Annotated in this window: 13 protein-coding genes; 2 read left to right on the top strand and 11 right to left on the bottom strand. The window is 34.4% G+C overall.

The window, feature by feature from the left end:
* Positions 1 to 12: 12 nt before the first annotated feature.
* From artQ to GYM74_RS06140, 10 genes are all read right to left on the bottom strand, one after another.
* Positions 13 to 741, bottom strand: a complete 729-nt coding sequence (artQ, locus tag GYM74_RS06185; protein WP_366518659.1) for an arginine ABC transporter permease ArtQ — start codon at positions 739 to 741, stop codon at positions 13 to 15.
* A gap of 131 nt (positions 742 to 872) precedes the next feature.
* Complete coding sequence (locus tag GYM74_RS06180; protein ID WP_220217355.1) at positions 873 to 1,607, bottom strand: transporter substrate-binding domain-containing protein; 735 nt, start codon at positions 1,605 to 1,607, stop codon at positions 873 to 875.
* A 23-nt stretch (positions 1,608 to 1,630) separates the two neighbouring features.
* The gene (artP, locus tag GYM74_RS06175; protein ID WP_220217354.1) at positions 1,631 to 2,359 is read right to left on the bottom strand and encodes an arginine ABC transporter ATP-binding protein ArtP; all 729 of its coding nucleotides are present in this window, start codon (positions 2,357 to 2,359) and stop codon (positions 1,631 to 1,633) included.
* A gap of 440 nt (positions 2,360 to 2,799) precedes the next feature.
* Positions 2,800 to 3,447 (bottom strand): ElyC/SanA/YdcF family protein, encoded by a 648-nt coding sequence (locus GYM74_RS06170; protein WP_220217353.1) that lies wholly within the window; start codon positions 3,445 to 3,447, stop codon positions 2,800 to 2,802.
* A gap of 1 nt (position 3,448) precedes the next feature.
* Positions 3,449 to 4,138, bottom strand: coding sequence for a CidB/LrgB family autolysis modulator (locus tag GYM74_RS06165; protein WP_220217352.1), 690 nt, complete (start codon positions 4,136 to 4,138; stop codon positions 3,449 to 3,451).
* Positions 4,135 to 4,587, bottom strand: a complete 453-nt coding sequence (locus GYM74_RS06160) for a CidA/LrgA family protein (protein WP_220217351.1) — start codon at positions 4,585 to 4,587, stop codon at positions 4,135 to 4,137. Before GYM74_RS06160 ends, GYM74_RS06165 begins: the two co-directional genes overlap by 4 nt.
* Before the next feature lie 102 nt (positions 4,588 to 4,689).
* Positions 4,690 to 6,123, bottom strand: a complete 1,434-nt coding sequence (gene sbcB, locus GYM74_RS06155; RefSeq protein ID WP_220217350.1) for an exodeoxyribonuclease I — start codon at positions 6,121 to 6,123, stop codon at positions 4,690 to 4,692.
* 917 nt (positions 6,124 to 7,040) lie between these two features.
* The gene (locus tag GYM74_RS06150; RefSeq protein ID WP_220217349.1) at positions 7,041 to 7,691 is read right to left on the bottom strand and encodes a S24 family peptidase; all 651 of its coding nucleotides are present in this window, start codon (positions 7,689 to 7,691) and stop codon (positions 7,041 to 7,043) included.
* A gap of 540 nt (positions 7,692 to 8,231) precedes the next feature.
* Positions 8,232 to 8,738: an SCP2 domain-containing protein gene (locus tag GYM74_RS06145; protein ID WP_220217348.1), complete on the bottom strand. Its 507-nt coding sequence runs from the start codon at positions 8,736 to 8,738 to the stop codon at positions 8,232 to 8,234.
* Complete coding sequence (locus GYM74_RS06140; RefSeq protein ID WP_220217347.1) at positions 8,739 to 10,367, bottom strand: Na+/H+ antiporter; 1,629 nt, start codon at positions 10,365 to 10,367, stop codon at positions 8,739 to 8,741.
* Positions 10,368 to 10,520: 153 nt separating this feature from the next.
* Here GYM74_RS06140 and recO point away from each other — a divergent pair, with 153 nt between their 5' ends.
* Positions 10,521 to 11,213 carry a DNA repair protein RecO gene (gene recO, locus GYM74_RS06135; protein ID WP_220217346.1) on the top strand — a complete coding sequence of 231 codons (693 nt, stop codon included), beginning with the start codon at positions 10,521 to 10,523 and terminating at the stop codon, positions 11,211 to 11,213.
* Positions 11,214 to 11,354: 141 nt separating this feature from the next.
* Here the strand turns inward: recO and GYM74_RS06130 are convergent, their stop codons facing one another.
* Complete coding sequence (locus tag GYM74_RS06130) at positions 11,355 to 12,443, bottom strand: GntR family transcriptional regulator (RefSeq protein ID WP_220219597.1); 1,089 nt, start codon at positions 12,441 to 12,443, stop codon at positions 11,355 to 11,357.
* A 251-nt stretch (positions 12,444 to 12,694) separates the two neighbouring features.
* Here GYM74_RS06130 and GYM74_RS06125 point away from each other — a divergent pair, with 251 nt between their 5' ends.
* Positions 12,695 to 13,639, top strand: coding sequence for a sugar ABC transporter substrate-binding protein (locus tag GYM74_RS06125; protein WP_220219596.1), 945 nt, complete (start codon positions 12,695 to 12,697; stop codon positions 13,637 to 13,639).
* Positions 13,640 to 13,642: the final 3 nt, after the last annotated feature.

Here is a 13,642-nt window from a genome sequence, read left to right as displayed (position 1 = left end):
AATATGACCTTACTAACTATTTGTTGATGTTGGTTGTTCGAAATAAGTTGCTCGTTTTTCAATTCGTGTTATCACTTTCTGACTCAAAATCGAAATAATCAGATAGATAATCATTGCAATGAAATACCATAAAAACGGTTGATTAGTCCGGGCTATAATGGTTTTGGTTTGCATCATAAGATCATCGATTGCAATTGCCGATACTAAAGCGGTATCTTTTAATAAAATTAGCCATTGATTACTTAAACCCGGTATGGCATGGCGCCACATTTGCGGCATAATAATGCGAAAAAATGTCCTTGTTTTGCTAAGCCCTAAAACTTGAGCTGCTTGCTTCTGTCCGTTTGATATGGCTTTAAAAGCGCCACGAAGTGTTTGAGAAGCGTAAACTGCATAGAGTAGCGACAACGCTATAACACCACACAAAAATGGAGACGGTTGAGTGTTTTCAATGTGCATTTTTACAGTAAAAGAGGTAAAACCGAGTGAAACAGTGAAACCGTCATCTAATGCGATTAACAATAGAGGCAAACCAGTGTAGATAGCGACAACGATCAATAATTCCGGTAACGCTCTAATTGTCAAATTAAAAAGAGACATCAGCCATGCAACCGGTTTAACCGGTACCGATTCTAAAATGGTAAATATAAAGGCAAAAAACATTCCAATAATCAGCGACACAAAAGCCAATGATAATGTGATTGCTGTCGCTTGGGTAAGCGGCAATATATACCCATCCATTGAAGAGAGTATTGAGTCTATACCGTGTGCAAAAAAATCTGACATAAAAAAACCGTAGTTAAATTAAAAAATAAACTCGCCGCAGAATATGCGGCGAGATCACAATAAGACAGTAGCTAACTGGTTAATAATTATTTATTAAACCATTTTTTATAAATCGCATCTAATTCGCCATTGGCTTTCAGTTTATCAATGGCGTTATTAAATTGCTCAAGTAATTGATCATTACCTTTTCGTAAGGCAATACCTAAGCCTTCACCAAAAAATTCATGGTCGGTGATTTTATCGCCTAATGCAACAATATCCGCATCTTTACCTAACCAGTCACCAGCAACAAAAGAGCTTGAAACAATAGCATCAATACGTTTGGCTTTTAAATCTAAGAAAGCAAATTGATAGCTATCGTAGCTTACTGCTTTAACATCCGGGAACTTTTCAGCTAAGTATTTTGAATAAGTTGTCCCTTTTTGAATACCAACACGTTTACCTTTTAATTGATCAAGGCTAGTTAATGTATCTTTTAATGTGATGAACTGGATCGAACTGTCATCATAATAGATTTTCGTGAAATCGACCTGTTTTTGACGCTCAGGAGTGATGTCTATGCCGGCAATTGCCGCATCAATACGACGGGTTTTTAAGCTTGGAATTAAACCGTCAAAAGATTGATTAACAATTTTGCAAGATACTTTCATCTCTTCACAAACTTTGTTAATTACATCAATATCAAATCCAACAATTTCATTTTTATCATTGGTAAATTCAAACGGCGCATAAGTTGCTTCTGTACCGATTGTTAAGTTTTCTGCTGCTTGAGCTGTCAATGCAGCACCGGCAAGAAAAATGGCTAGTAATGTTTTTTTCATATATCCACCCAAATTGAATATTATTAATGTGATAAATAAGCTTTAAATGCTTCGGTTTTTGGATGAGCAAAACATTCAAGTTGTCCTTGCTCAACAATTTTACCATGCTCCATGTAAATTACTTGTGATGCCACTTTGCGAGCAAAATCAACTTCATGCGTGACAATAATTTGAGTAATACCTGTTTGCGACAGCTCGTTAATAATTTCCGCAATTTGTGATGTAATTGCGGGATCTAAAGCCGCAGTAGGCTCATCAAATAATAATATTTGTGGCTCCATCATTAATGCTCTAGCAATCGCAACTCGTTGTTGTTGTCCTCCGGAAAGGTGGAGAGGGTAGCGATCTGCCATTTCTGCAATCTGTAACCGATTTAAAATTGCCATCGCTTTATCACTTGCTTCTTTTTTTGAAAGCTTTAATACCTGACAAGGTGCTTCAATTAAGTTTTCAAGCACAGTTAAATGTGGCCATAAATTATAATTTTGAAAAACCATGCCAACATTTTTACGCAATGATCGAATCGCTGATTCGCTAATTTTTTTGGAAAAATCAAAATGTGAATCGGCAATTGTCATTTCGCCTGAGGTTGGTATTTCAAGCAAATTAAATACTTTTAATAACGAGCTTTTACCTGCGCCACTTTGACCAAGTAATACGATCGTTTCACCTAATGGATAACACAGTGAGACATCATTCAATGCCTGATGATCACCATAAAAACAGTTAATATGGCTTAATTCAATATTCATTATTCGTTTAACATAAATTTCAATTGACTAAATATTACTTTTTTTTGCATAAAAATGCAATCTAAAATTTGAGACTCAATAAAATTTAAATTGGTTTTTATACTAAAACGCATATATTTTCTGAAAGTTCTTGACAGGATTTTTTGTTACTAGCAAGTGACGATTATTAATAATAGTAAAGGCATTGCCAGTTATTTTGATTGTTTAGGTATCATGGAGCTTTCAATTGATGTGTTAACCTCAGTTGCTAATTGTGAAATATGCATTAAATTCAGTCGTAGAACTTATAAAGCAGTCAACCGTTATCCTAAGATTCCTTAAACATAAAAGCTGGAAGTCAATTTTCAAGATTAAACCTTTTTAATTGCGATGATTTAACCATTTTTATACTTAAACGTATATATTTTCTGAAAGTTCTTGACAAGATTTTAACGCTCTAATTATTGATCATCAGTAATGATAGGCATGGCAGGTCCAAGGTATTTCGGTTGATTATCCAGTATGTACAGATCAATAAATGCTTTAACTCGCGCAAATATTTCACGGATTCGAACTAATTTCATGCTGCTAGGCGACGGAACAGCAAAACACTGTGCTTGAATCCCTTGAGCAAGGGCAATAAAGATTGCTCGTTCACAATGAAATTCTTGAGTGATAATAGTGAAATCATCAGCATTAAATACTTTATTGGCTCTTACCACTGAGTCTAAAGTTCGAAAACCGGCATAATCTAAAACAATCGATTCTTGAGGGATCCCGGCTTTTATTAAATCTTTTTTCATCGTAATTGGTTCATTATAACTTAGCAGGGCGTTATCACCGCTAAGAATTAAATAATCGACTTTTTTTTGCCAATAGAGATTGATCGCTCCCTCTATTCGGCTTCGATAAAAACCGTTAATACCGCCACCTTGAACATATTTTGACGTGCCGAGAACAACGCCGATTGCTCGATGAGGTAGTTTGTCTGCATCATGATAGATGTATGGCGCTGTTTTATAGCTAATCCAGCGATCTAGGCCGATAATTATCACTATGATTAATATGCAAAACCCGACCAAACAGCCAATAAATTTTTTCAACGTCATACTAAAACCAATTAAAAATAAATACCATTATTGGAAATAAAAAAGGTGCTGTCAATGATGTCATGATACCGCAGAGAACTAATGACAAAGAGCTATAGGCACCTTCATTGTAATTTACCTCAATGCAACGAGCTGTACCAACAGCATGTGATACTGCACCTATTGATAAACCTCTTGCTGACGCTGATTTTATTTTCGCAAAATTGAGTATTTGATGTCCGAATATACCACCAAGCGTACCGACAAGTATTACGCACAATGCAGCAATAGACGGAACACCACCTTGATCACTTGCAATCGTCACGGCAATGGCAGTTGTCACTGATTTAGGTAAAACTGATGCCGCCACTTCATTATCTCCACCTAACCAAAATGCAATACAAACACCTGTAATCATTGAAGCAATGGAAGCCGTGAAGGTGATTATCATTATCGATTTCCAGCGAGCTTTGATTTGAGGTATTAACTCATACAATGGATAGGCTAAGGCAACTACGGAGTAAGGCAGCAAATCGTTGATAATTTTTACATTGCTTAGATATTGTGTATAGGTGGTTTGGGTTACAAGTAAAATTGGAATTAAAACAATGACTGAAATAACCAAAGGATTAAATAATGGTGTTTTAATTTTAAATGCGATTTTACGGATAATAAGAAAAATAAATAGTGTAAGAGGTAACATCCATATCATGATTGTTTTTCCTCGTTTGGTGTTTGATGAAGTGATGATTTTTCTGGTTTATGTAAAAACTCAGTTAAATAAGCAGTTAAGAGCAATACTATAAATGAACCACCAACACTAGCAAAGATAATCGGTACCCAGTTTTTTAACAACAAAGCGTAATTATCCATGATGCCCATAGCTGCGGGAATAAAAAGCACTGTCATATAACGCATAAACAGATTACAACTGTTTTTAATCCAACATGTTGGGATCAATTGAAAAGCCAATAAGAAAAATAAAATTAATAAACCGATAATACTGCCGGGTATCATGATCGGTAACAGCTCAGAAAGAATATTCCCTGCCCACAAACAAAGGGTTAATATGATTAGCCCTCGTCCGTAACTGAAAAGTGTATAGTATAAAGAATAAAGCCGATGTTTTACCGTGGCATGTTTGGCTAAAAAATGTTTCATAACGTCAATGCTATTATTTTTAAACTTTAATGATGATCATCATTCCGGTTGCTGTGAATGACACAAATATTTTTAGGCGTATGATACGCCCGTAAAATTGAATTATCCAACTAAATAATGGCAATAATGATAAAGTTGTTTAATTATTGCGATTTTATCCGGTTGTTGATAGCTAGCTTCTGCAAGCTGTTCGAGTGTTAATAGATAGTCTTGGACTTTTGCTGATGTGAGCTTGTCACGACAATGATCTCGCCAAATCATTTGTTCTTGTTCTGTTAAAGTTTGAGGATAATTTCTCGCTTTATACCTAAAAAATAGCTTACTCAGACGAGGATCATCAAAATCCAATGATAAACTTGTCAATAATTCAATAGGTGTTGTTCGAATAGTCTGGCAACGCAGTTTATCCTGACTATTTAAAAAACCGTTATAAATTTGGGCATCGACATCATCACTTATCGGGTAGTCCTGCTGAGTATCAAATAATGCGCGCATTTTGTCTTGCAGTACAATTTGATGTTGTAATAGTTTTTGTTGCTTTGCTAAGCACTGGTCAATATCGATATTAAATCGCTGAGCATTTTGTGGTAACAATGTTTTTAACGGTGCCACAATAGGGCATTTGTTGCTGTGTATTAATTTTAGCGGAATGCGAGATTCATTAAGTTCTAAATCTTCTGTTTTGGTATAAAGCTTTTCTTTAATTTGCTCAACGGGTAAATTGATGATTGAATCCACATCCCCGGTGAGATCACAAACAATAACGGCATTACTGTTACTTGGATGCCAGGCGATAGGGCAGACTAAAGACAGATTGCCTCGATAGCTGCCTAGCATTCCTGAAACATGGACTATTGGTGTCATATTGATTACATCAATAAGTTCGGCAACTTTGTTTTTATGTCGCATTGAGAGAAAATATTGAAAAAGTTTCGGTTGTTTCTCTTTTATCAGTTTCGCCATGGCAATGGTGGCATAAACATCTGACATGGCATCATGCGCATGTTCGTGAGCAATATTATTGGCTTTTGTTAAATGTTCTAACCTAAAGCTGGGTAAACCTAAATCGTTAGTTGGCCAGTTAATTCCATCCGGTCTTAAGGCATAACAAGCTCGAACAACATCAAGAAGATCCCATCTGGAATTGCCATTTTGCCAACTATACGCATAGGGATCATAAAAATTACGGTATAAAATATTACGAGTAACTTCATCATCAAAGCGAATATTGTTATAACCCAAAATACAGGTATTAGCTTTGCTAAACGCTTGATAAATTAATTGGGTAAATTCAGCTTCGCACACACCTTTTTGATTGGCAATTTGTGGTGTAATACCAGTAATTAGTGCAGCTTCTGGATTGGGTAAATAGTCTGGCGCTAATTGGCAGTAAATGACCAAAGGCTCTTCAATTATATTAAAATCACAATCGGTTCTAACGCCGGCAAATTGAGCGGGGCGGTCTAAAGCAGGGTTGATACCAAAAGTTTCATAATCATGAAAATAAAATGTTGGCTGTTCTGAATTGTTTTTCATTGTGTAACTTTGCCCGTGATTGTTATTTTTATTTATATTTTATTAGATATAATCTGTTTAGCACATTTTTGTTTTTTGGCTGTTTAACTGTTTTTATCTGTTCACTTGCAAATGTGTACAAATTGAGTTCCGAACTAGCTTTTTAATACCCGATAAAAACTGAAAGTCTATGGTATAACATGATAGCTATTTGACTTAATAATGATTAAGCATGTTTCGCCGTATTATCAGTATAGAATACTAGTTATTCATTGACGCTAAGCATAGCATAAAATGTCACAATTGCCTTTCAAATTTGTCATTAGAAGAGTTTGAGTGCCGTTAAATAGCCAGATTAAATCCCTTTGCTATCAAAAAAAGCCCTCATTAACGAGGGCAAAAAGGATGTAGTATATCGCTGTCTTTCCAGCTGTCAGATTTTTCAAGCTATTTTGGAAGGATAGCTTTTATCGGAATGAAACTCGTTTTGATTTCAGAAATGACTAACGAAAAGCGCATAATAAAGAATAACTCATTAACTGATTTTGTTTTTCTTTCATTTTTCACTTTAAGTAAACCTATCTAAAATTCAAAACGAGTTGTCTATTTAAGACATCTAAAATTAAATGTCAATAATAAATTTAAGATTTCTAAATTTAATTAACATTTTTATCAAATTTGAAAAATAAATAAGGGATTTTTATAAAAAAAATGTTAAAAGTATAAAACGCTGTTTGAAATTGAACGGAATTAAATACGATTTTTTAAATAATTATCTAAAATGATAAGCACATAACTCCCAGTTTTGTTGGAGTTATGATCTATACTTTTTAGTGTTGGTTATTTGAAGTGATTTGTTGGTATGGGGTATGTTTTTGATTTGATATCTTTATCATTAAACTATACCGATTATCTGTTTTGGTGTAATAAAAAAATTTTTATCTTTTTCTTCTAAATATTCTATGCTCAACCATTGTGCCAACAATACTAATTTGTTGTTTTTTATTGCTCATTGCCGTGTAATCGCGATTAAGTGGCATAATTTCAAACAGCATTTTTTCGTCGCTATCCTGACCTAATTCACGATATTTTCGAAAAGTGGCTTGCCACTCCGGAATAATTGCTACGATAAATTCGCCGGGGGTAGGTTGTATATCGGGATCAATGATAACAACATCACCTTCTTTAAATTCTGGCTCCATTGAATCGCCAACTATTTCAATGGCAAATGCTTTATTGGATAATTTCAATGATGTCATAATATGAGTTAAAACAGTGACATTTTTCTGTTCTTTTGAATCTATCCATATTCTAACTTGGGAGTAATCGATAAGCGGGACTTTATGGGATTTGAATGAAGCAGGGATCACGCTTGATTCTTCACCACCATTAAGTAACCACACAAAATCGCATTCTAATGCTTTAGATAAATCATATAAATTTTTGGCACTTGGTGATGTTGTATCTGATTCCCATTGAGATATAGAACCATGAGTTGCGTCATTTAATGTTTTTGCTAAGTTTTTTTGCGTTAAATTTAAAGCTTTTCTTCGTTTACGTATTCGTTGACCTATTGTTTCTGTTGCCATATGACACCTCATTTAATATTTGAGATATCTTAAATCATGTTGACTTAAGATTTCTAATAATATGATTTTTAAGAAAACTAAAATGAAAGTACTGAAAATGTCACATAAACCAGCGTTTATTCGTTTTCAGAGAGTTGAAAATAATGATGTTCACATGATTCGAAATAGGGTCACTTTTATGTATTAATGGCAATAGTTATAATTATCTGATTTTGACCATATTATATCGTCTCAGATTATTGGTATCTCCTCTCTTTATTATTGATAAAATTTATTGTGGTGGCTTATCTGATCAGTAAATGATCAAATGTTTATTATTTTTTTATATATTTTATTTTAGCCAAATGGTAAGTTTTCAAAATTAATTGATTTAACAAAAGCAGGCAGATAATCAAGATCAAAAATCATTAATCTTCGTTAAAACACCTAAGAAAAATAACCTTTAGTTTATGAGTATAGGGTGTTAAAAAACTATTTAAATCGTTAAATAGAAAAGGGGAGTTTAGTGTCACATAGCCCCCAATAACTGAGGGCAATATATTAATGGATTGGCGAGGTTTGGATAATATCTGCTAGTTTTTCAAGCGTGAGCCTTAAGAATTTAGGCATTGCTTCGAGTTCAATAGAATCCATTAGGTTTTTCACATATAACCCTAATTCAGTGTCTCCTTCAACAATTAATCGGCGTTGAAAGAAAAGGGTATCCGGGTCTTGGCGTCGGGTGGCTATCATGATTAAATCATTAGCATTACCGATAAAAGAGACATCTGCAATTTCTTCCCGACTGACTACCAATTTGTTTTCAATAAGGCTAACAAACCAAATAAGATCTAAATCGGTCACTTGAATTTTCAACCAACGATCTTCTAAAAAATCAAGGTCACCATCTTCAAGCGATTGTTTAAATTGCAACTGTAATAATTGCTCAATAGTGCGTTTTTTAACTTCAAAAGGCACACATTTGAGTGTAAGCCCCAGCATTTGAGGGGCTTTATCGACAAATTGTGAATGGATTTTGCTTAGAAATTGATGCTTGTTTCCAATCATTTAGGCATCTCCGGAAATCATTTTTTCATAAATATCTAAGTCAGTATTTAAATGTTCAAATGTTTCTTCACTTACTTCATTACGAACTTTCATTTGTAATAAAGCTGTACGCTCAGCACCGATAGCAACTAAACGCATACGTCTTTCTAAGTTTTCTGCTTCTAACGCCTTTTGTTCTAAATCTTTAAGACCCGTTCTTCGTCTTAATGAACCAATAACACGTGAACCAACTTCATGGATAATTTCTTGATCCAGACCCGCTTCAGAAGTTTCTTGCAGTAAATTGCTTTGCATCTTTTCCAGACTAACAATCGCTTCTTCTGCCATTTGGCCTTTGACGGTTAAAATTTCATTATCTTGTTCTGAATTATCTAAAATCACGCTACCACGTAATAAAATAGGTAATACAATGACCGCAACTATCAATGAAACTAAGATAATACCCGTTGCAATAAAGACTAACTGGTAACGACCACCAATAGTCATCGGAATGGATAAAACACCAGCCAATGTAATGGCACCGCGCACACCAGCAAAGGTTGAAACTAAAAGATCTCTTGTCGTGTATGATCTAAATGCAAGAGGGCGTTTTGTACCAAATGGCATCGTCGGCATGTGTTTCATTGCCCATAACCAGGCAAATCTGGTGGACATTAACACAATAAATACAAACAATACAATTAAGCATAATTGCCATAATTCAATTGAGGCATCAGTTTGGTTTTCAGCAAAAGTATTATCTAAAATACTCGGTAACTGAATGCCTAATAAAATAAACACAAATCCATTAAAGACAAAGGTTAACATAGACCAAGTGCTATCGGATTGTAACCGTGCAGTTAATGGAGCATTTCGCATCATATTGGAGTGGTTAACTGTCATACCGGCACTCACTGCGGCTAAAATGCCTGAACAATGGCACTCTTCAGCGATGATATAAGCGGCAAAAGGGAGTAAGAATAGTAGAACAATTTGAATTGCCGGGTCATTGTGAGTGAGCTGATTAATTTTACGTAAAATACGTGCATATAACCAGGTAAATAATACACCGACAGCCAAACCACCAATAGCAACAATAAAGAATGTAATACTAATTTGAATTAAATTAAATTGTAATACTCCAGCGGCAATGGCAATAGCAAATTTTAACGATACCAAGCCTGAAGCATCATTCATTAACGCTTCACCTTCAATGATTTCCATTTTTTCTTTATCAATGCGGCCTTTACCCACAATACCACTTAATGCGACCGCATCGGTTGGGGATAATACTGCTGCTAAAGCTAAAGCTGCCGCTAATTGTACGTTTGGTAACATCCAATATAAAAAATAGCCTAAAGCGATAATCGATATAACAACTAAAACAAGTGCTAGTCCAACAATCTCTCTAAAATTGTACACAAAGTCTTTAACTGAAGTTTTTCGACCATCAGCAAAAAGTAATGGTGGAATAAATAAGACAAGGAATAGTTCCGGATCAAATTTCAAATAAACACCAAAAGCAGCTAACATACAACCTAATAGGATTTGCATTAGCGGTAGTGGAATTTGTATTGGTAGCATTTTTATAACGACACCGGAAAGTGATACAATTAATACAAGAAGTAAGATTGTTGAAAATAGTTCCATAGTTTTTAATTTTTCTTTTAGTTATCCCATAATTAGTTATTGATTATATCGGATTTTCAGCAGAAGTTCAGTTGAAAATTTCATAAAATTACTCAAATTTTGGTCAGATACTATTTTTAATTAAATAAACTAGGTAATTAAAAGGTTTTTTGAATGGAAAATTGGCAAAGAGCATTTGTGCTACATACAAGAACTTATAGCGAAAGCAGCTTATTGGTTGACTTGTTTGTAGAAAATGTCGGGAAAATTACCATATTGGCAAAAGGTGCAAGGCGAAAAAAATCGTCTCTTAAAGGCATATTACAACCTTTTACGCCATTAATTGTGCAGTATTCTGGGCACGGTGAAATCAAAAACTTACGTCAGGTTGAGGCGATTTCGCTCACGCTACCTTTGGTCTCGATTTGGCTATATAGCGCTTTTTATCTAAATGAATTATTACACCGGGTGTTAGTCGCTGAAACCGAAATGACAACCCTGTTTGATGATTATCTTAAAAGTATCCAACAATTGGCTCAACAAACGCCTGCTGAAAAGGTATTAAGAGTTTTTGAATTAGCATTATTAGAGAATCTGGGTTATCACGTTGATTTTTTTCATTGCAGTGTAACCGGCGATGAAATTGTTGAATCAATGTCCTATCAATATCAATCAGAAAAAGGATTTATCAGTAGCTTAATGCAAAATAGTACCAGTTTTACAGGTAAACAAGTATTAGCATTAGGTCATAGGCAGTTTGATGATGAAGATACCCTCAAAGCGGCCAAACGATTTACCCGTATGGCGATGAAACCTTATGTCGGTTCAAAGCCGTTCAAAAGTAGAGAATTATTTTTAAAAATTTAGCTGTTTTAATCGAATGTTTTTTAAACCTGACTGTAAAAGCTGCTTATTGTGGTGACACTGTCACTTTATGTTTAACATGATTATCACATATTTGCTGCATATCGGTATTTTTATTAAGAGCCGATATCAATACGGGCGATATTAAGTTCCACTTGATGCCCGAATCACTAATTCTCCATTGACATAGATAGTACGAATCGGTAATGCTGGGTTATTGACTCGCTGAATTAGCGTTTCAACCGCAGTTAAGGCAATACTTGCCAACGGTTGCCTGTATGTTGAAAGTGGGGTAGCAAGATGACAAGCGTAATCTGCATCATCAAAGCTGATGGTAAATAATTTATGTTTTGGATTGATTCTCTGATTTAATGAAATTAATTGCATTGCGGTGAAGTCGTTACCACAAACAACATGCTTAATATTTAATTTTGCTAATTGATTTATTACTTTTTCATCTATTTGCGGAATTTGAATAATCCAATCTTTGGTAATTCCTGCATCAACCAGCGCTTGTTTATAGCCGATAATTCTTAATGCAATAGTATTGGCAGAATCACTTTTGGAAACGAAAGCAATTTGCTTATGATTCTGTTCAAGAAAATGCTGAGTAACAATATATCCGGCAGCAATATTGTCAATACTGACTAAGTCGGCCATGCCTCGATGAGGAAACCGACAATAATCACGCTCAAGCAATATACAAGGTATCTCATATTGATTAAGGAGATCGATAATTTTTTGATTAATAACGCTTGCATAAGGATGAAATTCTAAAGGTGTAAAAAAGATGCCATGAATATTATTTTTGGTGTAATTAATGATAACCTTCTCTACATCATTCAAAATAGATTGAATATTTTGGCTTTTAGTTAGCATACCCGCCCATAAAAGAGAAAACTGATAATCATTTGCTAAACTAGCGATTTGAGAATATAAACTATCAAGAATCATGCGGCTTTCATCTTGTTCTAGCCTTGGTGCTAAGATGCCGCAAATATATTTTGTTACCTGTTCATTTTCCGGTTGTCTAACATAAAACTTTCCGCCTTGTTTGCCTTCAATATAGCCCTCATTTTTTAACTTTGAAAATACTTTGCTTATTGTTGGTCGAGATGTTTTATAAAACAGGCTCAAATCGGATGAAGAGGGCAGAGCACTATGACAATCTAAAACGCCACTTTTGATTTGCAACAATATTTCTTGATATATCTGCTCACTTTTATTTGCCATAGTAATCCCTAATCAATTTTGAATAATATATATAGTATGACATAACCGCTAAACTTGATAAATTACATTTTACAAGTTTTTAAAAAAAGTGACTTTGATATCATAAATAATAAAAAAGTAAAGATTAATATTGTCAAGATCATCTCGGATAATTAGGCTGGATTTGCTCAAAATATTTCAGCATTATTTTAATGCTTTAACTTTATGAGTAAATTTTGTTTATAAATCATTTGATTATCCGAGGTGGCTTTATGAAAAAATTCATAACAACATGCTTAACAATTTTAATTGTATTTTTTACAGGTTGTTTTCAACTTGTAAATGCTGATGATAATAAGCCGATCAAGTTTGCTTTTATCACTTCAACTTTGAACAACTCATTTTTTACTGCTATCTCCGATACTTTTTCTGAAATAGCTAAACAAAATAATGATCAATATATTCTGATTGACCCTCAATATGACCAAGCCAAACAGATATCTATGATGGAAGATGTTATCAATCAAAAAGTAGACATCATTTATTTAATTGCTGTCGATTCAGAAGGAATCAGACAAGGCTTACTGGCAGCTAAACAAAAACAAATTCCTGTTGTCGTTATTGATAACCCGATTAGTGATGATGACTTAGTTGTCAGTACTGTAGCGTCAGATAATTTCCTTGCAGGTAAAATTAATGGTGAACAAATGGCCAAAGATTTTCCAAATGGTGCAAAAATTGCAGTAATTGATTGCCCGTTTAACCGTGCCAGTGTGTTAAGAGCGGATGGTTTTTATGCCGGCTTAGGTGATAATAAAAGTAAATTTGAGGTTGTATCTCAACAAAATGGAAAATGTGCTTTAGAAGTAACTATGCCTATTGCTGAAGATATTATTCAAGCTCACCCCGATTTACAGGCTTTCTTTGCCGTAAATGATCCTTCTGCATTAGGTGTCGTTGTTGCTTTAAAAGCATCTAATAAACTAAAAAATGTCAAAGTTTACACAGTTGATGGCTCACCCGACGGTAAAAAAGCGTTCAGCGATGGTGATTTAACATTAACGGTTGCACAAGCACCAATTCAGTTGGCTAAAGAGACATATAAAATCGGCAAGCAAGTCTTAGCAGGAGAGCCTGTAGCTAAAGAGATCTTAGTACCAACTTTTCCTATCACTAAAGAGATGATTGAAAAAAATGGCGTAAAAGTTTGGCAATAGCAA

Source organism: Gilliamella sp. ESL0405 (genome assembly GCF_019469205.1).
Taxonomy (GTDB): domain Bacteria; phylum Pseudomonadota; class Gammaproteobacteria; order Enterobacterales; family Orbaceae; genus Gilliamella.
This window is presented reverse-complemented; position numbering and strand designations above follow the sequence as displayed.

What these genes read in the sequence shown, in the direction of transcription:
- GYM74_RS06130 (WP_220219597.1), bottom strand. Translation starts at nt 12,443, where the DNA reads ATGGCAAATAAAAGTGAGCAGATATATCAAGAAATATTGTTGCAAATC.
- recO (WP_220217346.1), top strand. Translation starts at nt 10,521, where the DNA reads ATGGAAAATTGGCAAAGAGCATTTGTGCTACATACAAGAACTTATAGC.
- GYM74_RS06170 (WP_220217353.1), bottom strand. Translation starts at nt 3,447, where the DNA reads ATGACGTTGAAAAAATTTATTGGCTGTTTGGTCGGGTTTTGCATATTA.
- GYM74_RS06150 (WP_220217349.1), bottom strand. Translation starts at nt 7,691, where the DNA reads ATGGCAACAGAAACAATAGGTCAACGAATACGTAAACGAAGAAAAGCT.
- artQ (WP_366518659.1), bottom strand. Translation starts at nt 741, where the DNA reads ATGGATGGGTATATATTGCCGCTTACCCAAGCGACAGCAATCACATTA.
- GYM74_RS06145 (WP_220217348.1), bottom strand. Translation starts at nt 8,738, where the DNA reads ATGATTGGAAACAAGCATCAATTTCTAAGCAAAATCCATTCACAATTT.
- artP (WP_220217354.1), bottom strand. Translation starts at nt 2,359, where the DNA reads ATGAATATTGAATTAAGCCATATTAACTGTTTTTATGGTGATCATCAG.
- GYM74_RS06165 (WP_220217352.1), bottom strand. Translation starts at nt 4,138, where the DNA reads ATGATATGGATGTTACCTCTTACACTATTTATTTTTCTTATTATCCGT.
- GYM74_RS06125 (WP_220219596.1), top strand. Translation starts at nt 12,695, where the DNA reads ATGAAAAAATTCATAACAACATGCTTAACAATTTTAATTGTATTTTTT.
- GYM74_RS06160 (WP_220217351.1), bottom strand. Translation starts at nt 4,587, where the DNA reads ATGAAACATTTTTTAGCCAAACATGCCACGGTAAAACATCGGCTTTAT.
- GYM74_RS06140 (WP_220217347.1), bottom strand. Translation starts at nt 10,367, where the DNA reads ATGGAACTATTTTCAACAATCTTACTTCTTGTATTAATTGTATCACTT.
- sbcB (WP_220217350.1), bottom strand. Translation starts at nt 6,123, where the DNA reads ATGAAAAACAATTCAGAACAGCCAACATTTTATTTTCATGATTATGAA.
- GYM74_RS06180 (WP_220217355.1), bottom strand. Translation starts at nt 1,607, where the DNA reads ATGAAAAAAACATTACTAGCCATTTTTCTTGCCGGTGCTGCATTGACA.